General features: G+C 66.9%; 30 protein-coding genes. 17 read left to right on the top strand and 13 right to left on the bottom strand.

Features of this window, described 5'->3' with window-relative positions:
• The first annotated feature begins 20 nt into the window (after positions 1–20).
• The 5 genes from arsD (at position 21) to C6Y44_RS26910 (ending at position 4,835) form a co-directional block, all read left to right on the top strand.
• Positions 21–416 carry an arsenite efflux transporter metallochaperone ArsD gene (arsD, locus tag C6Y44_RS26930; RefSeq protein ID WP_192379183.1) on the top strand — a complete coding sequence of 132 codons (396 nt, stop codon included), beginning with the start codon at positions 21–23 and terminating at the stop codon, positions 414–416.
• A gap of 56 nt (positions 417–472) precedes the next feature.
• Positions 473–2,269 carry an arsenical pump-driving ATPase gene (gene arsA / locus C6Y44_RS26925; RefSeq protein WP_192379181.1) on the top strand — a complete coding sequence of 599 codons (1,797 nt, stop codon included), beginning with the start codon at positions 473–475 and terminating at the stop codon, positions 2,267–2,269.
• A 207-nt stretch (positions 2,270–2,476) separates the two neighbouring features.
• On the top strand, positions 2,477–3,484 hold the full coding sequence (locus C6Y44_RS26920) for a hypothetical protein (protein ID WP_192379179.1): 1,008 nt from the start codon (positions 2,477–2,479) through the stop codon (positions 3,482–3,484).
• Positions 3,481–4,035: a DUF6308 family protein gene (locus C6Y44_RS26915; RefSeq protein WP_225623912.1), complete on the top strand. Its 555-nt coding sequence runs from the start codon at positions 3,481–3,483 to the stop codon at positions 4,033–4,035. Before C6Y44_RS26920 ends, C6Y44_RS26915 begins: the two co-directional genes overlap by 4 nt.
• On the top strand, positions 4,023–4,835 hold the full coding sequence (locus C6Y44_RS26910) for an SURF1 family cytochrome oxidase biogenesis protein (protein ID WP_192379177.1): 813 nt from the start codon (positions 4,023–4,025) through the stop codon (positions 4,833–4,835). Before C6Y44_RS26915 ends, C6Y44_RS26910 begins: the two co-directional genes overlap by 13 nt.
• A 448-nt stretch (positions 4,836–5,283) precedes the next feature.
• On the opposite strand, the gene C6Y44_RS26905 is transcribed toward C6Y44_RS26910, so the two are convergent.
• From C6Y44_RS26905 to C6Y44_RS28300, 9 genes are all read right to left on the bottom strand, one after another.
• Positions 5,284–5,631, bottom strand: a complete 348-nt coding sequence (locus tag C6Y44_RS26905; protein WP_033098568.1) for a DUF3703 domain-containing protein — start codon at positions 5,629–5,631, stop codon at positions 5,284–5,286.
• A complete protein-coding gene (lspA, locus tag C6Y44_RS26900) occupies positions 5,628–6,122 on the bottom strand; it encodes a signal peptidase II (RefSeq protein ID WP_374214083.1) in 495 nt (164 codons plus the stop codon). Before lspA ends, C6Y44_RS26905 begins: the two co-directional genes overlap by 4 nt.
• 17 nt (positions 6,123–6,139) lie before the next feature.
• Positions 6,140–8,098 carry a heavy metal translocating P-type ATPase gene (locus tag C6Y44_RS26895; RefSeq protein ID WP_064257679.1) on the bottom strand — a complete coding sequence of 653 codons (1,959 nt, stop codon included), beginning with the start codon at positions 8,096–8,098 and terminating at the stop codon, positions 6,140–6,142.
• The gene (locus C6Y44_RS26890) at positions 8,095–8,457 is read right to left on the bottom strand and encodes an ArsR/SmtB family transcription factor (RefSeq protein WP_081263498.1); all 363 of its coding nucleotides are present in this window, start codon (positions 8,455–8,457) and stop codon (positions 8,095–8,097) included. The genes C6Y44_RS26895 and C6Y44_RS26890 overlap by 4 nt, the downstream gene beginning before the upstream one ends.
• 58 nt (positions 8,458–8,515) lie before the next feature.
• Positions 8,516–9,115, bottom strand: a complete 600-nt coding sequence (locus C6Y44_RS26885) for a cadmium resistance transporter (protein ID WP_039586125.1) — start codon at positions 9,113–9,115, stop codon at positions 8,516–8,518.
• 189 nt (positions 9,116–9,304) lie between these two features.
• Positions 9,305–10,222 (bottom strand): M56 family metallopeptidase, encoded by a 918-nt coding sequence (locus C6Y44_RS26880; protein WP_192379176.1) that lies wholly within the window; start codon positions 10,220–10,222, stop codon positions 9,305–9,307.
• Positions 10,219–10,596 carry a BlaI/MecI/CopY family transcriptional regulator gene (locus C6Y44_RS26875; RefSeq protein ID WP_033098566.1) on the bottom strand — a complete coding sequence of 126 codons (378 nt, stop codon included), beginning with the start codon at positions 10,594–10,596 and terminating at the stop codon, positions 10,219–10,221. Before C6Y44_RS26875 ends, C6Y44_RS26880 begins: the two co-directional genes overlap by 4 nt.
• Positions 10,597–10,684: 88 nt before the next feature.
• On the bottom strand, positions 10,685–10,846 hold the full coding sequence (locus C6Y44_RS26870) for a hypothetical protein (RefSeq protein WP_153811628.1): 162 nt from the start codon (positions 10,844–10,846) through the stop codon (positions 10,685–10,687).
• Positions 10,847–10,915: 69 nt separating this feature from the next.
• Positions 10,916–11,347 carry a metal-dependent transcriptional regulator gene (locus C6Y44_RS28300; protein WP_225623911.1) on the bottom strand — a complete coding sequence of 144 codons (432 nt, stop codon included), beginning with the start codon at positions 11,345–11,347 and terminating at the stop codon, positions 10,916–10,918.
• Positions 11,348–11,711: 364 nt separating this feature from the next.
• On the opposite strand from C6Y44_RS28300, the gene C6Y44_RS26860 reads away from it, so the two are divergent.
• The 10 genes from C6Y44_RS26860 (at position 11,712) to C6Y44_RS26815 (ending at position 20,954) form a co-directional block, all read left to right on the top strand.
• Complete coding sequence (locus tag C6Y44_RS26860) at positions 11,712–12,305, top strand: TlpA family protein disulfide reductase (protein ID WP_198162597.1); 594 nt, start codon at positions 11,712–11,714, stop codon at positions 12,303–12,305.
• Positions 12,302–12,925: a TlpA disulfide reductase family protein gene (locus tag C6Y44_RS26855; protein ID WP_051121670.1), complete on the top strand. Its 624-nt coding sequence runs from the start codon at positions 12,302–12,304 to the stop codon at positions 12,923–12,925. Before C6Y44_RS26860 ends, C6Y44_RS26855 begins: the two co-directional genes overlap by 4 nt.
• A 2-nt stretch (positions 12,926–12,927) precedes the next feature.
• Positions 12,928–13,743, top strand: coding sequence for a cytochrome c biogenesis CcdA family protein (locus C6Y44_RS26850; protein WP_033098587.1), 816 nt, complete (start codon positions 12,928–12,930; stop codon positions 13,741–13,743).
• Entirely contained in the window at positions 13,740–15,356 is a 1,617-nt protein-coding gene (gene resB / locus C6Y44_RS26845) for a cytochrome c biogenesis protein ResB (protein WP_006554180.1), read from the top strand. Before C6Y44_RS26850 ends, resB begins: the two co-directional genes overlap by 4 nt.
• A gap of 3 nt (positions 15,357–15,359) precedes the next feature.
• Entirely contained in the window at positions 15,360–16,337 is a 978-nt protein-coding gene (gene ccsB / locus C6Y44_RS26840) for a c-type cytochrome biogenesis protein CcsB (protein WP_039584325.1), read from the top strand.
• A 67-nt stretch (positions 16,338–16,404) separates the two neighbouring features.
• Entirely contained in the window at positions 16,405–17,982 is a 1,578-nt protein-coding gene (gene lnt / locus C6Y44_RS26835; RefSeq protein ID WP_192379175.1) for an apolipoprotein N-acyltransferase, read from the top strand.
• Positions 17,983–18,234: 252 nt separating this feature from the next.
• Entirely contained in the window at positions 18,235–18,906 is a 672-nt protein-coding gene (locus C6Y44_RS26830) for a M23 family metallopeptidase (protein WP_006554177.1), read from the top strand.
• A 202-nt stretch (positions 18,907–19,108) separates the two neighbouring features.
• The gene (locus C6Y44_RS26825) at positions 19,109–19,816 is read left to right on the top strand and encodes a DUF3105 domain-containing protein (protein ID WP_033098563.1); all 708 of its coding nucleotides are present in this window, start codon (positions 19,109–19,111) and stop codon (positions 19,814–19,816) included.
• 68 nt (positions 19,817–19,884) lie between these two features.
• Positions 19,885–20,622: a DUF305 domain-containing protein gene (locus C6Y44_RS26820; RefSeq protein WP_033098562.1), complete on the top strand. Its 738-nt coding sequence runs from the start codon at positions 19,885–19,887 to the stop codon at positions 20,620–20,622.
• A 59-nt stretch (positions 20,623–20,681) separates the two neighbouring features.
• Complete coding sequence (locus C6Y44_RS26815; protein ID WP_006553277.1) at positions 20,682–20,954, top strand: DUF4229 domain-containing protein; 273 nt, start codon at positions 20,682–20,684, stop codon at positions 20,952–20,954.
• 34 nt (positions 20,955–20,988) lie between these two features.
• On the opposite strand, the gene C6Y44_RS26810 is transcribed toward C6Y44_RS26815, so the two are convergent.
• Both C6Y44_RS26810 and C6Y44_RS26805 read right to left on the bottom strand, forming a co-directional pair.
• Complete coding sequence (locus C6Y44_RS26810) at positions 20,989–22,224, bottom strand: Nramp family divalent metal transporter (protein WP_006553276.1); 1,236 nt, start codon at positions 22,222–22,224, stop codon at positions 20,989–20,991.
• Positions 22,225–22,347: 123 nt separating this feature from the next.
• The gene (locus C6Y44_RS26805) at positions 22,348–22,917 is read right to left on the bottom strand and encodes a copper resistance CopC family protein (protein ID WP_006553275.1); all 570 of its coding nucleotides are present in this window, start codon (positions 22,915–22,917) and stop codon (positions 22,348–22,350) included.
• A gap of 173 nt (positions 22,918–23,090) precedes the next feature.
• Between C6Y44_RS26805 and C6Y44_RS26800 the strand changes: the two genes are divergently transcribed.
• On the top strand, positions 23,091–23,762 hold the full coding sequence (locus C6Y44_RS26800) for a DsbA family protein (RefSeq protein ID WP_006553274.1): 672 nt from the start codon (positions 23,091–23,093) through the stop codon (positions 23,760–23,762).
• Entirely contained in the window at positions 23,759–24,388 is a 630-nt protein-coding gene (locus tag C6Y44_RS26795; RefSeq protein ID WP_006553273.1) for a vitamin K epoxide reductase family protein, read from the top strand. Before C6Y44_RS26800 ends, C6Y44_RS26795 begins: the two co-directional genes overlap by 4 nt.
• 106 nt (positions 24,389–24,494) lie before the next feature.
• On the opposite strand, the gene C6Y44_RS26790 is transcribed toward C6Y44_RS26795, so the two are convergent.
• Complete coding sequence (locus C6Y44_RS26790) at positions 24,495–25,130, bottom strand: Rv2732c family membrane protein (protein WP_033098561.1); 636 nt, start codon at positions 25,128–25,130, stop codon at positions 24,495–24,497.
• Between the two features lie 148 nt (positions 25,131–25,278).
• Positions 25,279–25,809 carry a hypothetical protein gene (locus tag C6Y44_RS26785; protein WP_085989315.1) on the bottom strand — a complete coding sequence of 177 codons (531 nt, stop codon included), beginning with the start codon at positions 25,807–25,809 and terminating at the stop codon, positions 25,279–25,281.
• Between the last annotated feature and the right edge of the window lie 8 nt (positions 25,810–25,817).

Here is a 25,817-nt window from a genome sequence, read left to right as displayed (position 1 = left end):
CCAACCAGGAGCAGAACACCATGAGCACGATCGCAGTCTTCGAACCGGCCCTGTGCTGCAACACCGGCGTGTGCGGCGAGGACCTCGACCAGAACCTGGTCACCTTCACCGCCGACATGGCCGCGCTGACCGAGCAGGGCGCCACCATCACCCGCCACAACCTGGCCAACGACCCGCTCGCGTTCGCGCACAACGACACCGTCAAGAAGTTCCTCGAACTTGCCGGATCGGACGGTCTTCCGCTCGTACTCGTCGACGACGTCACCGTCGCCACCGGGCGTTACCCGACCCGCGCCGAGCTCGCCACGTGGGCCGGACTCGATGTTCCCGCCGCAGCACCGTCCGGTGTAGCCATGCTCGGGCTCGCCGATAACGGCGAATCATGCTGCACACCAGACAATTCCACCTGCTGCTGACCTCGTAGGTTCACACACCTGTACGCCGATCCGTCCGACGAGGAGTATCTGCTGCCATGACTGCCACCGACCCGACGTTCCTGACCGACCCACCCAGGTTCGTGTTCTTCACCGGCAAAGGCGGGGTCGGCAAGACCTCCATCGCGTGCGCGTCGGCGCTGCGCCTGGCCCGAGCCGGCAAGAGGGTGCTGCTGGTCTCGACCGACCCCGCGTCGAACGTCGGGCAGGTCTTCGGTCTGAGCATCGGCAACACGATCACCGAGATCCCCGCGGTGCCGGGGTTGTCGGCGCTCGAGATCGATCCCGAACAGGCCGCCGCCGCCTACCGTGAACGCATCGTCGGCCCGGTCCGCGGATTGCTGCCCGACGCGGAGATCGCGTCGATCACCGAACAGTTGTCCGGCTCGTGCACCACCGAAGTGGCCTCGTTCGACGAATTCACCTCGCTGCTCACCGATCCCGACGACCGGGTCGCCGGGTTCGATCACGTGCTGTTCGACACCGCCCCCACCGGCCACACCATCCGGCTGCTGCAGCTGCCCGGCAACTGGACCGAATTCCTCGATAACGGCAAGGGCGACGCGTCCTGCCTCGGGCCGCTCGCCGGCCTCGACAAGCAGAAGGCCATGTACGCCGGCGCGGTCGAGGCGCTGTCGGATCCCGGTCGCACCCGCCTGGTGCTCGTCGCCCGCGCCAACCGCTCTGCGCTGACCGAAATCGCCCGCACCCACGACGAACTCGCCGCGATCGGCATGACGAGACAGCATGTGGTCGTCAACGGCGTGCTGCCCGCCCCCGTCGACGACACCGATCAGCTGGCCACCGCCGTGCATCACCGCGAACAGGCGGCGCTCGCCGCGGTTCCCGCCGCGATCGCGGCGCTGCCCACGGATCTGGTCGCCCTCAAGCCGGTGAACATGGTCGGTCTCGACGCTCTGGCCACCCTGTTCGACATCACCACGGCCTCGAGTGCCGTCGGCGTCGATCCGGACGTCGCGGCGGTCACCGATGCTTCCCTGGCGGATCTGGTCGATGAGATCGAGTCCGACGGGCACGGTTTGGTGATGTGCATGGGCAAGGGCGGGGTCGGTAAGACCACCGTCGCCGCCGCGATCGCGGTGGCACTGGCCCGCCGTGGCCATGACGTGCACCTGACCACCACCGACCCTGCCGCGCACCTGACCGACACTCTCGCCGGGGAACTCGACCATCTTGAGGTCTCCCGCATCGACCCCCATGAGGCCAGTCAGGCCTACCGCAACCGGGTGCTGGCCGCCAAGGGCGCCGGGCTCGACGACGCCGGCCGCGCCACCCTCGCCGAAGATCTGCGGTCCCCCTGCACCGAAGAAGTCGCGGTGTTCCAGGCGTTTTCGAAGGTCATCCACGAATCACGCCGCAAGTTTGTCGTCGTCGACACCGCCCCCACGGGTCACACCTTGCTGTTGCTCGATGCGACCGGCTCGTATCACCGTGAGATCGCCCGGCAGATGGGCGACGGCGGACGCTTCACCACTCCTTTGATGCGGCTGCAGGACCCGGCACAGACCAAGATTGTGCTGGTCACGCTCGCCGAGACCACTCCGGTGCTCGAGGCCGCCGGTCTGCAGGGCGATTTGCGACGCGCCGGTATCGAGCCGTGGGCGTGGGTGGTCAACAACTCTCTTGCCGCAGCGGAGCCCACCGCACCGCTGCTCCGGCAGCGAGCGGTTGCCGAACTCGGGCAGATCGACAAGGTCCGGGACGAGTTCGCCGATCGGTATGCGGTGATTCCTCTGACTACCGCTGAGCCTGTCGGCATCGCGGCCTTGGACTCCCTGATCGAGTTCCGCCCGGAGCTGTCACCGGTGCAGTAGCTACCTGTAGAGGATTCCGCGGAACTTCTCCCGCGGAAGTCCGTCCACAGGTCTATCCAGAATCGGGAGCTACTCGCCGCTCGAGTATTGAAACTCGATGCTGCGACGATGTATCGAACATTATCGCCCACCCTGCCGCCTGAATACCCGTGGAGAAGAACTGTGCCGACTGTCCTTGCGTCCGACACCACCGATCTTGTGTCCGCGGTGGGTGCGGCTGTCGGTGGTGGTGCGACGGTCGTGGCCGCAGCGGCGGCGGTCGCCGCAGCTTTCGTGGCTGTTCGCACGTTGCGGGCGACGAAGCGTGACAGTCGGGACCGATCACGGCCGATGGTCGGTGCTGAATTGGTGATCGATCCTCAACTATCTGCTCGGACGGCGTCTCTGGTCGTACGCAACTTCGGACCCTCGGTGGCGTACAACGTCAAGGTTGAATTCGACCCACCACTGGCTGAGCAACCTACCCACAGCGGCCAGCCGAGCATCATCGCATTCCTCCTCAAGCGCTACGCCGACCCCATCCCCACCTTCATGCCCGGTAACGAACTGTTCAACATCTATTTCATCGGCAAAGAGGACCCGGACGACCCCGACCGGTCCATCCGCAACGATGAACAGATCCCCGATCGAGTCACCGTGACCATCACCTACGGATCTGCCCCCAACGAGCGTGATACCTACAGCGACACGTTCGTGCTCGACATGAGCGTTCATAGGTGGGGAACATTCTCGACGCACTCGGACTCACTGCACTCCCTGCAGAAACGCTCAACACAGGCATTCGAGAAGATCGCCCCCGCGATGGCGCACCTCGCCACGGACATCGGACGGATCGAGGAGTACCTCAAGCCCGAAAAGATCCGAGCACAGCAGGCCGTCGAAAAGATCGAGGAATGTCGCCAGATGCGCGAATTGAGCCGCCAGATGCTCGGAGACCGTTCTCCGTACGCAGACGAGGATGGAGAAGAGCGGCATGCCACCAACCCGCTGAACTCGAACGCCTTACGGTCACCCGGTGACGACAGCGTCCCGGACGGAATCCGCTCGCTCCAGGACCTGCGGGCACTCGCTCGCACGATCCGCATCTCGAGCCGGCCGGACCCGACGGAAATCGCCGCTGCGACGACCGCAGACACGTCCGCTGCGACTCCATACACCGATCTGGGAGGCATCAACGACACCGACCCGGACCCGGCCGGGCGGCAGAAGCCATGAACCGCACCCGCGGCGAGGACGGGGCCACCGTGTTGGTGATCGCCGGACGCAGCATCGACATCGACACCGCGACCGCCAAGGCCCACGGCTATCCGGCGGTGACCGTGGCCCGCTACGACCTGCCCGGACCCGGAGCACTCAAGGAGATCACCGCCGACGAGATCGCCCGCACCCACAAGGTGCGCTCCCGCATCAGCCACGCCCAACTCGACTGGTTCATCCGTACCGCCGTCGACGCCCCGTGGGCGGCGGCGCCGATCCAAGCACAACTGGTCGAGGCCGACCCGAACATCAGCGGCGAGCTCTACGACCGGGCCGAAGCCCTCTACGACCATTTCCGCACGGCCGCGCCCCGGCGCGTGGGGGTAGCCAAGATCAGCAAGGTGCTCCACCTCAAACGCCCCGGATTGTTCCCCATCCTCGACTCGAAGGTCAGGTGGGTGAGGTCGAGGTGGAGGCGCCGCAGCAGCTGGGCGTTGAGCGCGTCGAGAGGGGATGCGATGGCAGAAGAGTCCACTCTGGGGTCTACCGTGAACAAGTGCGCCGTGTGATGTTTCTTCTCCGTCCGAGCTGGTTCATTCTGGCCGTGGTGGTAGTCGGTTTCGCATATGGGTGCTTCACCCTGCTCGCCCCGTGGCAACTGAGCAAGAACACGAGCACCGAGGATCGGAATGCGCGGATCTCGGCATCGATGGCGCAGGACCCGGTCCCTGTCGCCGAGCTGCTCGGCGGTGACAGTGCGACGATCGACGACGAGTGGAGGCGGGTCGTCGCGCAGGGCTCGTATCTGCCCGACTCTGATGTGCTCGTCCGGTTGCGCAGCGTCGAATCCCAACCCGCGTACGAAGTGCTCACGCCGTTTGCGCTGGGTAATGGTCGGACGATTCTCGTCAATCGAGGTTATGTGCGTCCGGTACGCGGTAGCGAGGTCCCCGCAATCCCCGCCGCACCGGGCGGAAATGTCTCGCTCGATGCTCGGATCCGCAAGTCCCAAGGCACAATGGACGGCAAGGAGCCCTTCACTGACGCGGGCTATCAGCAAGTGTATTTTATCGACGCGCCGCAGGTCGCGGCTGTGACGGGTCTCGAACTCGAAGACGTCTACCTACAACTCGATGCTCACCAGCCGGGCGGGCTCGGAGTCATCCCACTTCCCCAACTTGATGCGGGTCCGTATCTGTCGTACGGGCTGCAGTGGCTCGCGTTCGGGATCATGGCCCCAATGGGACTGGGGTATTTCGTGTGGGCGGAGTTGAGGGAACGCCGCAAGGTGAAGGCCACCCGAACCGACGACGAGACGCCGCTCTCCGCGAGCAAGAGTCTCGCCGCCCGGTACGGCCGACCGCGGTAACCGAGCCCAACGTTGTGCTCCGATTCGACAGTCCACGAGCTACGCGGGCAGCGACGGCCATCTTTGGACCGCGCACATTTCAGCATCAACGTCCAGCGGTTCCTCATGCTTCGAGCAAAAGGTCCAGCACACAAAGTGCCGTGCCGGTTTTCGGGATCTGCGCTGTAGAATGAGACGGAAGGTTTTCTTCCCTTCTGAGGGAAGGGAGAGTCAGGTCGCAGGACTCGTTCACCTCGGTTCGACGGTATGAGGGCAAGTCGAGTCCTGCGATTCTGGCCGTCACATGATTGCCCGGACCTCAACATAATCCGTGTCTGCGCAGCACAACGTGCGGGTAGTCCCCCTGACTGGCCCCTTTCGAACTCGGACAGCAAGTAGTAGATGAGGAAGACGGTGCACTACCGGACTTGTTGTTCCGTCTGACTCAATCGCAGCGAGAGGCGCGGTGTCAGGTGGGTCGAGTGAGCATCGAAACCAGATCCTCCGGGACCTGCATCGGGGTCATCAGCCCCGCCGAAGTACGCCCGGTGTTGCCTTGAGGGTAGCGGCCCAGCGCCGAGCCGGGAGCGGCGAGCAGAATCCGCACGACCTGGCCCACAGCCTCGCGGCGATCACGCTGGCGCAGCGCCAAGGTGAACATGGCGAGGTGGTTGCGGGTGTGCGGCCACGGGTAGGGCTGGGACAAGATGTGGGCGCGTTCGAGGTGGCGCCAGCGCCTGACATCGTCGCTGCTATGTCGAGCGGCGGTCATCTCCGCGGTGTAGAGGGTGCGCAGCTGTTCGGGCATTCGACTCATGAGATGTGGTCCCTGTTGGAGGTTGCGAGAAGCAGGGCGCCGACGACGAGGACAACACCGCAGGTGATGTAGGTGTCGGCGAGGTTGAAGGTGGGCCACCACCCGGTGTGGAAATAATCGGTGACTTTGCCGTCAAGGAAGCGGTCGACGACGTTGGCGGTGGCGCCGGCGACGATCGCGGCCAGGCCGATGGTCTGGATCAGTGGACTGTCGAGTGCAGTGCGCCAGGCGAACACGCCGATCGTCACGGTGAGGGCAGCGGTGACGGCAAGAACGACGGTAGGGGGGAGCTGGTCACCGAGACTGAACGCGACCCCGGTGTTGTAGGCCAACCGTAGTTGCAACAACCCGAAATCGATTGCCCGCCCACCGGACAGCGCGTCGCGCGCCACCGGATCGAGGGCCAACGCGACCGCAGCCAGGGCACCCACCAGCACGACGAGAATACCTCGGCCACAACGCCGCCTGCCCACGGGCACTACGGACGACACGGAGTTGTCCTTATCTGTCATGACCGAGCTCCGGCGACCGGCACGGATGACTTTGTCGATTCTGTTGTCACGGTCAGGCTCCGGGCGCGTCCGGCGCGCACCCCGTTGGCGATCACAATGATCTCGGCGATCTCGTGGACCAGGACGACGGCGGCCAGCCCGAGTATCCCGAACAGGGCCAGGGGCATCAGGACGGTGATGATCGCGAGCGAGAGGCCGACGTTCTGCAACATGATCGTCCGGGAGCGTCGGGCGTGCTGCAGGGCTTGGGGTAGGTGCCGCAAGTCCTCACCCATCAGGGCGACATCGGCGGTTTCGATGGCGACGTCGGTGCCCATCGCGCCCATCGCGATCCCGAGGTCGGCGGTGGCCAGGGCCGGGGCGTCGTTGACGCCGTCGCCGACCATCGCCGTCGGCCGCGTACCGCGGAGAGTGTCGATGATGCGGGCCTTGTCCTCCGGACGCAGATCGGCGTGGACCTCGTCGATGCCGACGGCGGCGGCCAACGCTCGTGCGGTGCGCTCGTTGTCGCCGGTGAGCATCGCCACGGTGTAGCCGTCGCGGCGCAGCCCAGCGACGACGTCGCGGGCTTCGGGGCGCAGTTCGTCGCGCACCGCGACCGCGCCGATCAGGGCGCCGTCGCGTTCGATGAGCACCGCGGTGGCTCCGGCGTGCTGCATCCACTCGATATTCGCGGCCAGGGGGCCAGGATCGATCCAGCCGGGCCGGCCGAGCCGGGCGGGGATGCCGCCGACGTGTCCGATCAGTCCGGCCCCGGGGACCGCATCGACGTTCTCGGCCGGGGTGTAGTCGTCGACGGCGGCGAGGATCGCTGCGGCGAGGGGGTGTTCGCTGCGGGCCTCGAGGGCGGCGGCGACGTTCAGGACGTCGCCGCGGGTGGCGCCGCCGGTGGTGGCGACGTCGATGACCTCGGGGCGGTTGCGGGTCAGGGTGCCGGTCTTGTCCAGCGCGACGGTGCGGATCCGGCCCAACGCTTCGAGGGCGGCACCGCCCTTGACCAAGACACCGAGCTTGGAAGCGGCGCCGATCGCGGCGACCACCGTGACCGGGATCGCGATGGCCAGCGCGCACGGGGACGCGGCGACCAGCACCACCAGGGCGCGTTCGATCCACACCAGCGGATCGCCGAACACGCTGCCGATCGCGGCGATCAGCGCCGCGGCAACCATCACTCCCGGAACCAGGGGCTTGGCGATCTTGTCGGCCAGACGCTGGGCCTCGCCCTTGCGGGACTGCTCGGCCTCGACGATCCGCACGATCTTGGCCAGCGAGTTGTCTTGCGCACCGGCGGTGACCTCGACCTCGAGAACGCCGGTGCCGTTGATCGAGCCGGCGAACACCTCGGAGCCCGGTGCGGCCTCGACCGGGACGGATTCGCCGGTGATCGCGGAGGTGTCCAGGGCGGTGCGGCCGGTGCGGATGGTGCCGTCGGTGGCGAGCCGCTCCCCGGGTTTGACGATCATGATCTCCCCGAGCACCAACTCTGCGGGGGCGACGGTCTGTTCACGACCGCCACGCAGGACGGTGGCGGTGTCCGGCACCAGATTCAGCAGGGCGCGTAGGCCGCGGCGGGTGCGGGTGACCGCATATTCTTCGAGGCCCTCGCTGATGGCGAACAGAAAGGCGAGCATCGCGGCCTCGCCGACCTCGCCGAGCAGCACGGCGCCGACGGCGGCGATCGTCATCAGAGTGCCGACCCCGATCTTGCCGCGGGCCAGGCGTGTGAGCGTGGAGGGGACGAAGGTGTAGCCGGCGACGATCAGCGCCAGGGCTTCGAGGGTCAGCTTCACCGGGTGGGGGCCGTCGGTCCACCCCACGACCAGGGCGGCAACCAGCAGCAGCCCGGCGACGGCGGCCGCCCGAATCTCGGTGACCTGCCACCACTTGTCGGGCTCGTGCTCTTCCTCACCCTCGACGCGGGGTTCGTCGTGGCCGCAACCGCACGCGTCACTCACGACTTCTCCCCGGTGTCGGTGCTGTAGTTCGGGCACAGCGCGACGGCGTTGCCCGTCGCGGCCAAGAGGGTTTCGGCCGCGGCGAGCAGATCGAGCAGTTCCGGTCGGGTCAGCGAGTAGAACACCTGCCGGCCCTCGGGTCGGCCCTGCACCAGACCGCAGTCCCGCAGGCACGCCACATGCGCGGAAATCGTCGACTGCGCCAAGTCGAGCGCGCCGACCAGATCCGCCACGCGGGCTTCACCGCCGGCGAGCCGGCGCACGATGGCTAGGCGGGTGCCGTCGGAGAGGCTGTGGAACAACGCCACTGCCGAATCCACGGATTCGCGGGCGTGGCAACCCACATCATTGATCGTCATATGACGATAATAACCGGCACTCAACGATATGAATAGGTCGGGTCACCGGCGGGCATCCTCACAGCCCGAATGCATCACCCTCGGCGAGAATGAACACGCCGAGACCGATCAACACGATCGGAAACAGCACGTGTTCCCAGCGCTCGAGAACCTCGGCGATCGGCTTGCGGGTGGCGAGGTAGCGCGCCGCGATGACCAGAACTGCAACCAAGGCCAAAAAGACGATCGAGTAGGCCACCACCGCGGGGGCTCCGACAGTGACGAACACCGGGACGTAGACCCCGATGTTGTCGCCTCCATTGGCGAACGTAACCGCGGCGACCGTCCCTACCGCGACCTTCTTACCGGCGGTTTTCTGTTCGTCGTCCTCCCCTCGCCCCCGCCATGCCCGCCATGCGGCGTACGCACCCAGAAGCAGAGGGATCAGACCGAAGTAGGCGATCGCCTCCTCCGGCAAGAAGGTCGTCGCCCCCACTGCGACCAGAACGGAGGCGGCGAGGATGGCGCCGAATCCCAGATACTGTCCCACCAAAATCGCTGTGGTGGTGCCCCCAACCCCGGCTCCTCGAGCGAAGAACAGCGACAGCACGATGATGTCGTCGATATTGGTCACGAGAAACAGGCCGACCGCCTGCAGGACGGACGCGAGCAGATTCATGAGCACCTTTCGACCCGGCGCCCGAACCCGTCCGCTTACGAGCGATCCGGGAAGGCAGCAATGCTTCGGCGCACACCTATAATCGATTGAAGGGGATTATATCGGGTTTCGACGATGACAGAGTCGCCGCCCTGGTGGGATCGCCCTCGGCCACGCCGGCCCCCGGGACCTCGGGTGCCGCCCAACGCCTCAATCCATCAAGGTGCACATCAACGACCCCGCAAGGACAGTGACGATGACGGCCCCGAGCAGGACGGTGACGCCGAGACGAACGAGCGGCGGAGGCGGGCTGACCAGCCGCGCGGCGCGGGCGGTGAGCCCACCGCCGCCGCCGAGGGTACCTTCCGGGGCCGGATGCCCACCCAAGGCGAGCAAACCGCCGAGGAGGGCCCGCCTTCCCTGTCCGCGGACCGACACGTCGTCGGCGCACATCTCGAACAGACGCCCGATCTCGGTGGCGCCGACCCGGAACAGGGAAACCCCGGGCAGTGCCGCTGCCACACTGTGGACGACATCGAGCACCAGCGAGTGGCGGCCGCCGAGGTGGGCTCGCTCGTGCGCGAGGACGGCGGCGAGCTGCCGGGGATCGAGCACCGCCAACGCGCCACGGGTGATCACCACCGATCTTTCGCGTCCGGCTATGCAGTACGCCACTCGTTCCTCGGAGTCGATCACCACTGCGTCGAGATCGGGGATGCGACGTCCGACCATCCGGGCCAGGTGGGCGTGCTCATGGGTGCGGGCTCGGCGGCGCTGCACACCCCGGCAGATCCGCCACGCCCTGACGACCCCCACGGCCGCTCCCCCGGACAATACGATTCCCGACAGCAGACGCATGTCTGCGCCGGAGTGCTCGCCGACGCTTGTCGAGAGCGCGCCGACACAGTCGACGATCCATCGAGCGGCGTCACCACCTCTGCCGAGCACGTCGACGAGGGCAATCGCCACGGCAGCGGTTGCGGCGACGGACACACCTGTGATTGCGCTCAGCCAGGCGGCCACGCCCAGGCGCGGGGCGATCCCGGCGGCGGTCAGCCGTGCCAGGACCACGGGACCGAACACCGCGACGGCGGCTGCGTAGAGCAGCAGGCAGAGGACGGGGATCACGCGGTGTCCTCGCCGCCGGACAGTCGACGCAGTGCTTGGCGCAGGCTCGCCGATTCCTCCGCGCTCATCTGCTCGACGAAGTGGGTCAAGACCAGATCGGTCTGTCCACCCGCGTCGAACACTTCGCGCATCAGCCGAGCCGTGTGTTGTTCCCGGCTCAGTGTCGGCCAGTAGGTGAATGCCTTGCCGGTGCGGACCCGTGCCAGCCACCCTTTGCGGTACAGGTTGTCCATCGTCGACATCACCGTGGTGTAGGCGATGTCGCGGTGCGCGGCGAGAGCGTCGAAGATCTGCCGGACCGTGGTGGTGCCCTCGCGCTCCCAGATCCGGTCCATCACCACGGCCTCGAGTTCACCGAACCCCTTCACCCGCACCGTTGCCTCCGCTTTCGTGTCTGCCGTTCTCCCAGGGTAAGGCGGGCCGGATGCGTCCGCGGCCGGTCACCGCCGTTGACTCTTCCGATCACCCGGATCGACCGTGCACCTGCTGAGCGCAACCGAGCGGATGGATGTGCCGGTGGCCGGCGGTGTCGAAGTGCACCAGGTCGGTGACCGGATCGAGCACCACGTCGGTCAGGACGGTGTGCAGGCCGATGTGGACTCCGGTCAGCAGTCCGAGCGCCACCGAGTCGTGATCGGCGATGCGCCGAACGGTGAATCGTCGACAGGGCAGGACGGCGGTCAGAAGATCGGGTCACGACTCGGCGCGGTCTTCGGTCGGGAGCGGGATGGGACTGCCGAACGGGTTCGACCGCGGATATCCCAGGACTCGGACGAGTCGGACCTCGAACAGTATGCCGACGACATGCTCGAGCCGGTCGGCCTCTCCCGGGAGTTCGATCCGCGGCAGGGACAACTCCGGTGCCCTGAAGGTCTTCACCAGGCAGTTCCGCCGCACCACGTTTCTCGCGTGTTGTCGGCCGTGGCCGGTCAACTCCGCTCGGTGCGCCGTGGGGCGGAGGATCAGATCGGCGGCCCCTGGCGTCGGTGCATGGTTGACACTGCTGACAGCCTCCAGCCCAGACGGGCTGCCCGCGCCGTGGTCGAGGTTTCTTCGCGGCGACCGCTCCGGCGGTAGAGGCTCGCAAGGTAGTCCTCCACCGCCTCGAGGTGGTGAACCCGCCACGGGCGCCGCAGCGGAGGTGAACCGGTCGTTTTCGGCGTGAACGCTTCCTTGCTGGACGAGTCCAGGACCAGCGTTCCCGTCTACATCTACTATCTACGTACGGAGATAGTAGATGCGTGAAAGTGGCGCATCGCGATCGAGGAGGAGGTGAAACATGCAGGAAATGATTGCGAATTTGCAGGCGCTGTGGGACTGCCACGTGATGATGCTCAGCGGCGCATGCCAGATGTGTGCGTCGATGATGTGCTGCTGATCCCGACCGGTCGTCCGATCGAAATACTATCTCGCGTAGTATTTCGGTCGGACGACAACGGAGAGGGGCCACATGTCTACCAGAGCTGCATGGTCGATCACGTGTCTATTCGTGATCGTCGCGTTCGTGGTGGCGCTGTGGCCCCAACGGGAGGACGACACCGTGACCCCAGCCGATTCCGGGCTACAGCCGACCGCGGTATCCGCCCGCCCCGCCCCGGCACGCAACGCTCTGCCCGACCCGGGCGCGACCCCGCCCTGCCCGACCGGCACGGGCATCGGGGCTGCAGGTCCCCTGGCGGAGGTGACGGTGCGGTGCCTGGGTTCGGACCGCCCCGTCGATCTCGGCGGCGCCCTGGCCGGGGAACCGGCCCTGCTCAACGTGTGGGCCTCGTGGTGCGGACCGTGCCGGGAAGAAATGCCCGTGCTCGATGCCTACGCCCGCGAGCCCGGCGCGGTGCGGGTGATCGGGATCAACGTGCAGGACACCGCGGGCTCCGCCGCGACGCTGATGACCGACCTGCGCATCGGCTACCCCTCGTTCGTCGACACCGACGACCGGGCACAGCAGGCACTGGCCGGCCCACCCGTGTTGCCGCTGACCTTCCTTCTGCAGCGCGACGGTTCGGTGGACCGGATCGCCGAGCCCGCGGTGTTCACAGGCCCGGACCAGGTCCGTGCCGCGGTGAACGGGCTGCTGCGATGACCGGCGTAAAGCCGACAGGCGGCCGGCCGTCTCGACTGCTGGGCCGAGTGGTCCTGGCCGTGGTGGTGCTGGTGGGGGTGAGCGGCTGCGGCACCGGCTCCGACGCCGTCGCCCAGGGTGGCACCTTCGATTTCGTCGCCCCCGGTGGACAGACCGACATTTTCTACGATCCGCCGGCCGACCGCGGCACCCTCGGCGCGCTCTCCGGCCCGGACCTGATGACCGACGGCGTCACCGTCGACCTGGCCGATTACGCCGACCAGGTGGTCGTGCTCAACCTGTGGGGACAGTGGTGCGCCCCGTGCCGCAGCGAAGCCGACGATCTCGAGCGCGCCTACGCAGCCACCCAGGATCTGGGAGTGCAGTTTCTCGGTATCAACGTCCGCGATCCCCAGCGCGACAAGGCCCAGGACTTCGTGATCGACAACAATGTGTCCTACCCATCGATCTACGACCCGCCGATGGCGACCTTGACCGCCCTCGGTGGCGCCTTTCCCACCAGCGTCATCCCGTCCACGCTCGTCCTCGACCGGCAGCATCGCGTCGCGGCGGTGTTCCTGCGGGCCCTGCTGACCGAGGACCTGCAACCGGTCATCGAACGCGTGGCGGCCGAACAGTGACCGTGACTGTGCTCGCGCAGGGAATCGGGGCGAGTTTCCAGACCGCGGCCGCGTCCGGGCCGCTGCTGTTGGCGGTGGGCGCCTGTCTGTTGGCCGGGTTGATCTCGTTCGCCTCTCCGTGCGTGGTGCCCTTGGTGCCCGGCTACCTGTCGTATCTGGCCGGCGTCTCCGGCGCCGAAGCACCGGCCCTGACCCCTGCCGGTGTAGGCACCGCCGGGGTACACACCACGGGCCGGTGGCGGGTCACCGGCGCCGCCGGCCTGTTCGTCGCCGGTTTCACCGTGGTGTTCGTGCTGGCCACCGCCTCGGTATTCGGGGTGATCGGGGCACTGCGGATCAACCAGGAACTGCTCCAACGCCTCGGCGGGGTGATCACCATCGTGATGGGCCTGGCCTTCATCGGCCTGATTCCGGCATTGCAGAAGGACACCCGTTTTGCGCCCCGGCGCATCTCCTCACTCGCCGGCGCCCCGCTGCTCGGTGGGGTCTTCGCGCTGGGGTGGACACCGTGCCTGGGCCCGACGTTGGCCGGGGTGCTGTCTGTGGCGGCCGGCACCGAAGGCACCACCGCCGCCCGCGGAGTGCTGTTGATCGTCGCGTACTGCCTGGGACTGGGACTGCCGTTCATCGCCTTGGCGTTCGGTTCGTCCTCGGCCCTGCGCGGTGTCGGATGGCTGCGCCGCCACTCTCGCACCATTCAAATCGTCGGCGGCGTGATGCTCCTCGCGGTCGGCATCGCTCTGCTGACCGGGGCATGGGAGTTGTTCATCGCGTGGATCCGGGATGAGTTCGTCACCAGCGTGGTGCTACCGATATGACCCTCACCGACCGGAATCCGGCACCACCGCTACCGAGTCCTCCTCCGTGGCGCCGCGCCCTCGCCCAGGCCCGGAACCTGTGGCGTCAGCTCACCTCGATGCGCACCGCCCTGGTGCTGCTGTTCCTGCTCGCGGTCGCCGCGATCCCCGGGGCGCTGCTCCCGCAACGCAACCTCAACGTCGGCAAGGTCGACGAGTACATCGCCGCCCGCCCGGTTCTCGGCCCGCTCCTGGACCGACTCGAAATGTTCGACGTGTTCGCCAGCTTCTGGTTCACCGCCATCTACGCGCTGCTGATGATCTCGCTCATCGGATGTCTGCTCCCGCGCCTGCGCGAGCATCTGCGGGCGCTGCGCAGTGAGCCGGTCGCGGTACCGCGCAATCTGTCCCGGCTGCCGCACCACCACCAGGGAAAACTCGACACTCCCATCGACGACACTCTCGAGCAGGTACAGACCGTGCTGCGCCGGTGGCGAACGGTCACCCGCACCGGCGACGACGGGCACCGGTCGATCTCCGCCGAAAAGGGCTACCTGCGCGAGGCCGGCAACCTGGTCTTCCACTTCTCCCTGGTGGGGTTGTTGGTGGCGGTGGCCACCGGCCGGTTGTTCGGGTACGAGGGCGCGGTGATCGTCATCGCCGACGGCGGTCCCGGGTTCTGCAACACCTCCCCGGCGGTGTACGACTCGTTCCGAGCCGGTACCGCCACCGACGGCACCGGACTCGAGCCCTTCTGCGTCAGGGTCGAGGACTTTTCCGCCGACTACCTCGACAATGGCCAAGCGAAGATGTTCACCTCGAACATCTCCTACCAAAACGGAGAGGACTTGGGCACCGACCGCTGGCAGCAGCACCGACTGCGGGTCAACGAACCGCTGCGCCTGGGCAACGAACGGGTCTACCTCACCGGCCACGGCTACGCGCCCCGGTTCACCGTGACCTTCCCCGACGGACAATCGCGCACCGAAACATTGCAGTTCGCCCCCGAGGACGCCACCACGTTCCTCAGCAGCGGCGCCCTGCGTTTCGATCCGCCCGGCGGCACCTACCCGGATCCGGACGAGCGCCGCCGCAACCAGATCGCGCTCGAAGGGCTGTTCGCGCCCACCGCAGCGTTCGACGGCACCTTGCTGACCTCGGTGTTCCCCGACATGTTGGATCCGGCCGTGGCCATCGACATCTACAAGGGCGATACCGGCCTGGATACCGGCATTCCGCAGTCGATCTTCAAGCTGAACTCCGAAATGATCAATCAGGGCCGGTTGGTCAAACAGGACCGCGTCAACCTGAAGCCCGGCGAGTCCACGACCCTGGCCGACGGTACCGCGGTACGGTTCGACGGCGCCGAGGAATTCGCCTACCTGCAGGTCTCTCATGATCCCGCGCAGAACTGGGTGCTGGTCTTCGCAATCACCATGATGGGCGGACTTCTGGCCTCGCTGGTGATCAAGCGCCGCCGGATCTGGGTGCGGTTGCGCCCTGACGGCGCCGGCACCGCCCTCGAACTGGGGGGATTGGCCCGTACCGACCAGGCCGGGTGGGGTTCGGAGTTCACCGACATCTGTCAGCGCCTGCTACCCGATGTGCCCTCTGCTCCGAAGGAAGACCGATAGCGTATGCCGATTGACGACACCCTCGCCCGCTACTCCGACCTGAGCTTCGAAACAGCCTTCGCCATCTACTTACTGGCGCTGGTGCTGTTCATCGCCGAATTCGCGGCCGTGCGGGTGCGCCGTACCGCACCCATGCTCGCGGCCGCCACCACCTCTGCCACTTCTACCACCTCTGCGGTCCCCGCCGACAGGCCGGGCCGGGTCGCCGAGCCACCCCGGCGGGACCTTTCGGACCGGCTCGGCCGCATGGGCGTCAGCGTCCTCGTGATCGCCCTGATCTTGCACGTTGGTTCGATGGTGCTGCGCGGGCTGGCCACCGCGCGTTTCCCCTGGGGCAACATGTACGAGTTCGTCACCGTCACCTGCGCGGTGGGCGTACTTGCCGGGCTGATCGTGCTGCGCCGCCCGGCGCTGCGCGTGCTGTGGGCATTCGCGCTGATCCCGGTGCTGATCCTGCTGTTCGTCGCTGGCACCGTGCTCTACGCCGATGCCGCCCCGGTGGTGCCGGCGCTACAGTCTTTCTGGCTGCCGATCCACGTCTCGGTCGTGTCCGTCTCGAGCGGAGTTTTCCTCGTCTCCGGGGTGGCCAGCACGCTGTTTCTGCTGGCGTTGAACGCCGAAAAACGCCCGGATACCCGGCTGGCCCGACTCATGCAACGGCTCCCCGACGCCCGCGCCCTCGACCGTCTCGCCTACCGCACGACGATCTTCGCGTTCCCCTTGTTCGGTGCCGGGGTCGTCCTCGGCGCGATCTGGGCCGAAGCCGCTTGGGGCCGGTTCTGGGGCTGGGACCCGAAAGAAACCGTCTCGTTCATCGCATGGGTGATCTACGCCGCCTACCTGCACGCCCGGGCCACCGCCGGCTGGCGGGAAACCCGCGCGGCCTGGATCAACATTGCCGGGTTCGTATCTATGCTGTTCAACCTGTTCATCATCAACATGGTGGTCTCGGGGCTGCACTCCTATGCCGGACTGAACTGACACACCCTGGGCATGTGTACCTGTGTACAGGGGTCTGCGCGTCCGCCTCATAAGAGGGAACTCGTCGATGAGTGAGGGGGCCACCACCGTGGCGCTCCCTACCTCGGTGCGGCGCCGCGGACCGGAGTTGTCGGTGCCGGTGCGTAGTGCGGCATCGATTCTAGCCGGGCTGATGCTCTATGCCAGTTTCCCACCCCGCACGGGATGGTGGTTGGCCCCGCTCGCCATTGCCGTGCTCACCGCCGTACTGCACGGCCGACGCAGGCGCGCCGGCTTCGGCTACGGCTACCTGGCCGGGTTGGGGTTCTTTCTGCCCTTGCTGCCCTGGGTCGGTGTCTACGTCGGACCGGTGCCCTGGTTGGCGCTTGCAGCGATCGAGGCGCTCGCGGTCGGGATATTCGGCGCCCTGGCCGCGGCGCTCAGCCGCCGCCCGGCGGCCCCGGTATCGATTGCCGCCGCCTGGGTGGTCACCGAAGCAATACGCGCACGGATTCCGTTCGGAGGATTTCCGTGGGGACGGCTGGCCTTCGGGCAAGCCGAGGGGCCACTTCTGCAGCTGGCTTCCCTTGCTGGGCCTGCCGGTGTGGGCTTCGCCGTCGCGGTGATCGGCACCGCGGTGGTCACAACCGTGATCGCTGCGCGCGAGCGGCGGCCTGCGGTCGCGATGGGTTCGATGCTGCTGGCAGCGGTCGCATTTGCGGCGGCACCGCTCGTCGGGATGCGCGACTCCGCCCGCTTCCCGGCATCGACGGTCACGGTCGCGGCCGTGCAAGGCAACGTGCCGCGAATGGGGCTCGATTTCAACGCCCAGCGTCGGGCCGTGCTCGACAATCACGTCGCGGCGACCGAACGACTTGCCGTCGACGTGGCGTCGGGTCGCGCGCCCCGGCCGCAGCTGGTGGTGTGGCCGGAGAACTCCTCGGACATCGATCCGCTGCGTCAGGCCGATGCCCACGCCGAGCTCGATGAGGCCGCTGCCGCCATCGGCGTGCCCATCCTCGTCGGTGCCGTGCTCGACAACGGGGACGGCACCAGCGGTAACAGTGCGCTGGTGTGGGATCCGGTGACAGGTCCCGGGGCCCGGCACCTCAAGCGGCGCCTGGTGCCGTTCGGGGAATATCTGCCGCTGCGCCCGGTGATCGAGCGCCTGTGGCCGGCGGCCGCGCAGGCAGGCCGGTTCGTCCCCGGAGACGGTACCGGCCGGGTCGAGCTCAACGGCGTACCGGTGGGGGTGGCGACCTGTTACGAGGTTGCCTTCGACGATGCGGTTGCCGAGTCGGTGCGGGCAGGCGCCCAGTTGCTGGTAGTGCCCACCAACAACGCGACCTTCGGCCGCACCGAGATGACCTACCAGCAGCTGGCCATGTCTCGGCTACGGGCGGTAGAGCACGGGCGGTCCGTGGTGGTCGCGGCTACCAGCGGCGTCAGCGCTCTGATCACTCCCGACGGCGCGGTCACCAACCGCAGTGCGATGTTCACCGCCGACGTCCTCGTCGGTGAGCTGCCCCTGGGTACCCGACTGACCTGGGCGACCCGGCTCGGTTCGGGCCCTGAGGTGCTCGCCGCCGCGGCCGTGATGTGGATCCTGCTCATCGGTCGCCAGAAGGCCCACACCCACCCAATTACTAAGACAGGTAGTTTTTAGCGCCTTCTTAGTATATCGTTTCGTTATCTTACCCGTCGCGGCAACGGCGGATCTACATCGAAAGAGCATGTCAGGAGCGTTATTGTGGGACGGCACCATGCATCAACCCGGAACCAAATCCGTTACCTTACCGATATAGAACCGGGTTCCGCGCCAGGATCCGAAGGACGCCGGGGGCGGCACCGGGCGCCGACGAACCGCGCCACGACCGGGGCATGTGCATCGTCGGTCGCGACCGGCGCACTGCTGATCGTGGGATCTCAGATTCTCGCTCCGGGCACCGCGGCTGCCCAGCCGACCTCGGGTGGTGTGCATGCCGCCGCGCCTGCACCGGTCCCGTTGCCGGCCGAACTCGCAGCACTGGCCGCTCTGCCGGAGGTCGAGGCGGCGCTCGACCAACTCGCCGCGGTTCCGGGTTTTCCCGCGGTAGTGTCCCCTGCCGCCACTGTTCCGGCCCTGCCGTCGAGCTCAGCGGTGCCGACAAACGCAGCCTCCTGGGCGACACCGACACTGCAGCCCCTCGCCGTCGCTCCGGTCTCGGGCACCTTGACCTCCGCGTTCGGACCGCGATGGGGTTCGTCCCACGCCGGTCTGGACATCGCCAACAGCATCGGCACCCCGGTCTATGCTGCCGCCTCGGGCACCGTGATCGACTCCGGCCCGGCCTCCGGGTTCGGTCTGTGGGTCCAGGTCCGGCACGATGACGGGTCCACCAGCACCTATGGCCACATCAACGAAACGCTGGTTGAGGTAGATCAGCGTGTGCAAGCCGGTGAGCAGATCGCCACCGTCGGCAATCGTGGTCAGTCCACCGGTCCGCACCTGCACTTCGAAACCACCGATCCGGCCGGTACGAAGGTAGATCCGACCCAGTGGCTGCAGCAACGGGGTGTACCCCCGACAGACCTGTCGCGGATGGCATAGCCGCCGCGTCGGCTCGGCGATGGCAGCCTCCGACGGCCCCCACGTGGAAAACTATGATTTATAGTATTTACGGTAGGGCGACGGCCTATCGGTGCCGAGGAAGGCAAACGCGGTGAACAGCTCAGACAAACCGAAGTCGCAGACGCCCCGAAAGCGACCGGGACCGCTCCTCCTAGCCGACTCGCACCGGGTGCCGTGGCCGATGATCGGCGCTGCCGTGGTGATCATCGCCCTGATCGGGGCCATCGCGTACAACCTCGTCCCGAAGATCTCCGAACGCACCGAGGCCCAGAAGTACGTGCCCAGTGCGGACAACCCCGATCCGTCTGCGGTGATCGACGGGGTGGAGAAGATCGACTACCCGGCCGGAACGCATGTGCAGGCACCGCAACGGGTGGCCTACGACCAGACTCCCCCGATGGGGGGCCCACACGATCAGTACTGGGCCACCTGTACCGGCACGGTTTATTCCGAACCGATCCGCAGCGAGAACGCGGTGCATTCGCTCGAACACGGCGCGGTGTGGATTACGTACGACCCGCAGAAGGTCACCGGGGACGAGGTGTCAACATTGGAGGCGAAGGTCGACGGCCAGCCCTACACCCTGATGTCGCCCTATCCGGGCTTGCCATCCCCGATCTCGGTGCAGTCCTGGGGCCACCGCCTCGCGCTCGATGACTCCGAAGACGATCGACTCGCCCAGTTCATCACTGCCTTGCGCCGAAACCCCAACACCCACCCCGAGGCAGGTGCCACCTGCTCCACCACTCCAGGCAGTTTCGATCCGAGCGCTCCGCCGCCGTTCGATGCGTCCGCGCCGGGGCCGGACGCCGTCCCCATGACCGTGGGCCAGCAGTCTGCCCCCGCCGCCCCGGCGACAGGCTCGAACCTCGGACCCGGCAATGGCTGAGTCCGACGACACTCCCGTCCTCACTGCCCCCGCCGCCCCGGCGACAGGCTCGAACCTCGGACCCGGCAATGGCTGAGTCCGACGACACTCCCGTCCTCACTGCCCCCGCCGCTCCCGCTGCCGGTGGATGGGCCAGGCTCGGCCGCACGCTCGCCGTGGGTGTGTTCGCGCTCGTCGTCGGTCTCTATCTGGGTATCGGTGCCTCGGGACTGAGAGGCGGTCATCCCGAGCCACCTGCACAGGACTCGGTCGAGGTTGGCTTCGCCCAGGACATGTCGGTGCACCACAGCCAGGCGGTAGAAATGTCGGCCATGGCGCTGACCAACGCGACCGACCCGGCGGTCCGCACCCTCGCCTACGACGTGCTCACCACCCAGCAGGGCCAATGGGGCACGATGCAGGGCTGGTTGGCCGTATGGGACCGACCGCTGCAGGCGGCCGGGGAACCGATGACCTGGATGCGCGCTACCGAGGACAGCGCCGGGACGGCGGCAGGTATGACCGAGCACGCGGCGATGCCGCCCGGATCGGCCATCCAAGGACCACGGATGCCCGGGATGGCCACCACCTCCGAACTCGACACGCTACGACGCACCACCGGCCCCGCATTCGACACCCTGTACCTGCAACTGCTGCTTCGGCACCATCAAGGCGGCCTGCCGATGGCACGCTACGCCGCGGCCAACGCCACCGAACAAGTGGTCACGACGCTGGCCCGACAGATCGCCGACACCCAGCAAGCCGAATCGACGACGATGCAGCAACTACTTACGGCCCACGGCGCCGCACCCTTACCGATGAACTGACCGGCGAAACTGCCAGGACCCGGACCGGCACCGTCCCGGGTCGGCGCTCAGGAGCGATCATGAAACAGTCGTCGACCATGCGGGTGTCCCGCCTGGTGTTCCTCTACACCGCAGTCCGTCTGGCGGTGGTCGCCGGCTGCGCCGGCGCCGCGGTGGCCGGCGTCCACCTTCTCGGACTCGAGGTGTCGCTGACGTGGACGCTCCTTGTCGGTGTACTCGCCGGGATAGCAGTGTCGCTGGTAGCCCTGCATCGGCTGCGCACCCGGATCAACGACGAGATCCGCATCATCGATAACCAGCGAAAATACCCACCGAAACGGCCCCGGCCCTGATCCTCATCAATCCGATGTTTCGGAACGGACGCAGTCAAGGCCGCGCCGTCAAATAGATCAACACCAAATTGAGCGCCGTGATCGTGGCAGCAATAACCCACGCCACCATGGTGGTGAGCCGATGGTTGACGTCGATGCCCATCAGCGCCCGATCGCTGGTCAGACGCACCAGAGGGATCAACGCAAAAGGAATACCGAACGACAGCACCACCTGCGAGAGCACCAGGGCCCGGGTCGGATCCGTCCCGAGCGCGACCACCACCAACGCCGGCACCAGGGTGATCAAGCGCCGCGCCAGCAGCGGTATCCGTCTGCGCAGCAGCCCGTCCATGATCAAGGACCCAGCGTAGGCACCCACCGAGGTCGACGCGAACCCGGAGGCCAACAGGCCCAGCGCGAACAGCAGCGCTACCGTCGAGCCGAGTTCTAGGCCCAGCGCCGTGTGCGCCTCCTCGATCGAATCGACCCCCTCCCGGCCCTGCAACGTTGTCGCGGCCGTGAGCAACATGGCCAGATTCACCGTGCCCGCCACCACCATGGCCAGTCCGACATCCCAGCGTGTGACCCGCAGCAGCACGGCCCGTCGCGGACCGGGCTCGGGATGACCGTGACGATCCCGGACCAGTCCCGAGTGCAGGTACACCGCATGCGGCATCACGGTCGCACCGAGCATGGCCGCCGCGAGCAGCACCGATTCGGCACCGTCGAAGCGCGGCACGAGTCCTGCGGCCACGGCGTGGGCGGGGGGCGGGGCAACGAAAAGGCTGGTGACGAACCCGATCGCGATGACCAGCAACAGACCGGTGATGACCCGTTCGAAACCGCGCTGACCACGCGTGTCCTGCACCAGCAGCAAGAGCAACGAGACCGCTCCGGTGATCAACGCTCCCGTCAGTAGCGGGAGATCGAACAGTAGGTTCAGGGCGATGGCGCCGCCGATGACCTCGGCCAGGTCGGTAGCCATGGCGACCAGTTCCGCCTGTCCCCAGTACGCCAAGCGCGCCGGTAGGGACATGCGCTCGCGGAGCACCTCGGGCAACGACCTGCCGGTGACCAGACCGAGTTTGGCGGACAGGTACTGCACCAGCGCGGCCATGACATTGGCCACCACGATGACCCACACCAGCAGATAACCGAACTGGGCCCCGGCACTGACGTTGGAGGCCACGTTGCCCGGATCGACGTAGGCGATAGAGGCGACGAATGCCGGTCCGAGAAGAGTCCCACGGCGCCACCGTTGCACTGGCCCGACATTGCGCGTCAGCGTCATCCGCCCTCCAAAAGGTTTCCCTGAATTAAAAGTCAGGGGAACCGAAATTTCAAGAAGTCGCGGTGTGCACAGAGTCCCGGCGAGGAGATGACTGCGGGCAGCACCTCCTCGCCGAGTCCGGTGTCAGCTCTTCCGGAAGGCGCGCATTGCCGCCCAGGTGCCCCCGGCGATGACCAGCACCCCCAGTACTGCGAACCCCAGCAGCAACGGAATCGACGAGCCTGAGGACTGTGAGTCCTCAGGGGCAACCTGCGCTTCGGTGGTCTCGGGCTCGGCTGCGCCCGACGAGGGGGACGCCTCCTGAGCCTCGGAGGTCGGTGTCTGCCCGGCCGCCGCGGTGACGGTGAAGGCGTAGGAACCGGTGATGGGATGGCCGTCGGCGGAGACGACCCGGTAGCCGACGGTATACTCCCCTGCGGTCAAGGGCTCCGGGATGGCCAGCCGCACCCGTTCTGCGTCGACAATCGCCTCGGAGCTTCCCCGTTGAGTGCCCGAACTGTCGGTAAGTGTCACGGTGGCGAAAGCGGTGTTGATGGGTTGGTTGAACTCGAGTTCGATTCCGTCCGGGGAACTTGCCACCGTGGCGTCGGCGGCGGGAGTCGAACCGATCAACATGCTGTGAGCTTGCGCGGGCGCGACGCCGAGGAGCAGCACCGCGGCGGCCGCGGCGAAGATCGTGATGAGTCTGGTCATGGGAACATACTTTCTCGGCTCCCTACCCCGGCGCAGCGTCCGGCGCGGTGGCCTGTCGAGAGAACGCAAAGGGTGCTGATCGGGGTCTACCCTAGCCCATCTACTATGTACCGTAGTTTTACGGTTGGTCGGTGACGCTACCGGCTCGCTCAGACACCGAGACGGACGAGAATATGAAACTGACGACCAATGTGAAAGTGTCCGCGGCTCTGGTCGCCCTGTTCGTGGTGTTGTTGTCGGTGTTGCTCTACACCAATAGGGCCGGGACGAACGCCGGGACGACTGGCCAAGAGGCGCCCGGCGCTGCCACGGCACCGGTGTGGACCCCAGATATCCGTACCTTGTCCACGGCCCCCGACGACAAGGTCCAACTCGTCGAATTCCTTGATTTCGAATGCGAGTCCTGCCGGGCCTTGTACCCGGTGATGGAACAAATCCGCAACGAGTACGTCGGGCGGATCGACTTTGGGATCCGCTACTTCCCCATTCCCAGCCACACCAACAGCCATCTGGCCGCACGGGTCGTCGAAGCCGCGGCCCGGCAAGGGCGTCTCGAGCCGATGTATCAGCTCATGTACGACACCCAGGCACAGTGGGGCGAGTCGAGCCAGTCCCAGGAAAAAGTATTCTGGGGTTTTGCCGAACAACTGGGCCTGGATATGGCCGCATTCGAGCGGGACGTCAACGATCCCACCGTCAGCGCGCGCGTGGACCGGGACTTCGACGACGGTCTTACCCTCGGTGTACAAGGCACACCCACCCTGTTCCTCAACGGCGTCGAGCTGCCCCCCATGCCCACCTACGAACAGCTACGGGCCCGGATCGACGCGGCGCTGGCCGAGTGAGCGCCCCGACGCGTCCGGCGGCGCCTGCCACCGACGAGGCGTCGGGTCGGACGCTCGGCAGCACGGGGGTGGGCTGGATCCTCGTTGTCTGCGGCGCAGCGGGGCTACTAGCCTCGCTGGTACTCACCGTCGAAAAGTTCGCCGTGCTGGCCGATCCGGCCTATCGGCCCTCGTGCAGCATCAACCCGGTCATCAGCTGCGGGTCGATCATGACCTCGTGGCAAGCGGAACTGTTCGGCTTCCCTAATCCGTTGCTGGGCGTCATCGGTTTCACGGTCGTACTGACCACCGCCGTAGCGGTCCTGGCCGGGGCCGGCGTGCCCCGCTGGTATTGGAACGGCCTGTTCGCCGGCCTGACCGCGGCGGTCGCCTTCGTGCACTGGCTGATTTTCCAGAGCCTCTACCGGATCGAAGCGCTGTGCCCGTACTGCATGGTGGTGTGGCTGGTCAGCGTGCTCGGCTGGTGGTATTGCCTGCTGCACCTCGAGGCGGTGCAAAAACATCGACCGTTGCGGTCATGGCAGCGGCTGCACCGGCTGCATGCAGTGGTCCCCACCGTCTGGACGCTGACTGTATCCGCCCTGGTAGCGCACGCCTTCTGGCCGTACTGGCAGACCCTGATCTGACAAAAGTTTCCGGGTAGCGGCAGCCTCCGCTCACTCACGGCGCATCGAGCGATATTCTCCCCATCGCGAGGTACCTTTTGCGAGGCGCGCGGGAATGCTCGGACGACTACGTGCCGTCCTCGCGTGGTGGAGGAAGCCGGTGCAGGTACTGCTCGGGCAGCTCGGATTCGGCAGCCCGACGGGCAGCCTCGGCCTCGACCATCTGCGACGACCGCGCCCAAACCACCTTGATCCAGTGGTACGCCAGGACGGTCATCGCTCCCCACCCCAAAAACAAGCCGATGCCCGGGCCGGCCCCACCGGCGACGGGATCGAGGGTCTGCCGCGACCACACGGCAAGCACACCGAACACGATCGCCAGCGTGCACCCGGCGCTGGCAAACCAGGCCAGCACCCATCGTCGGGTCACCAGCGCCAGCATCGAGAGCACGATCCCGAACACCGCTGCCAGCACCAAAAAGATCCGCGAAGGAAGGGTGATGGTTTCGGCCTGTGCCACCGTAGAGCCGGCCAGCACCTGCCAGCCGTTGGCGCCACCGTTGTGCGGAAGTGAGAACGAGACCGCCACCACCACCACCACTGCAGCGACCACCACCGCACGCATCCCGGGATCGATCTGTCCGGCGACCCTCTTTTCGGCGGCCGCCAGCTCCTGTCGACTGTGGACCGGATCGGGGTAGACAGTCGACTCGTCGCCGGGCTGTACCTCGTCCGGATCACTACGGTCACCCGACTCGCTCATAACTCGACCTCCGCCCTGGGAAAATGTTCCGGTGACCGCGACCGTCCAAAGCGGAGCAGACCGGTCGGCCCTCGGATGGATCCAGCCCGATCCGTCCGAGGACCGACCGGCGCAGGTACCCGCACCCCTCGGACCAGGCACCAGCCCTCTACCCGGGATCGACCAGCACCTGTGCCTGGGGCTCGTCCCGCCACAACTGCGCAATGATCGCGCAATACGACCCCGCGGTAGCGGACCAGGTCGCGGAGGCATCGACTACCCCCAGCCCCCGGCCGATAACTCCGGCCGCGAGCAGCACCGCCCGATTGGCCAGTGCCGCGGCCGGACTGCCACGCTCGACGACGGTGCCGGCCAGGTCCGCCGCCACGTCGAAGAGCTCTGTCGGCACGGCCGGTACCGACTCGGTTCCTAGGCCATGCTCGCGCAGGTGCGCACCGGCACGAAGATGCCGATCCACCTGCCCGAGAACATGTTCCAACGCACGCACATGTCGGCGCAACTTACCCGGCTTGCCGATGTGCGCGGCGGTGATCGGCGGCAGGCGACGTAACCGTTGAGGATCCGGAAGCCCTGCATGCTCGAGCGTCACGGCGGTCAGGTCTCGGATGAGCCAGTCGGCCAATGCCGCGGTGGCTCGGTCTGTTGCCGGCACGGTCACCACCGGCATGTTGGTCTTCAACGGTATTT

Origin of the sequence: Rhodococcus rhodochrous, from assembly GCF_014854695.1 — a bacterium.
GTDB lineage: Bacteria > Actinomycetota > Actinomycetes > Mycobacteriales > Mycobacteriaceae > Rhodococcus.
This window is presented reverse-complemented; position numbering and strand designations above follow the sequence as displayed.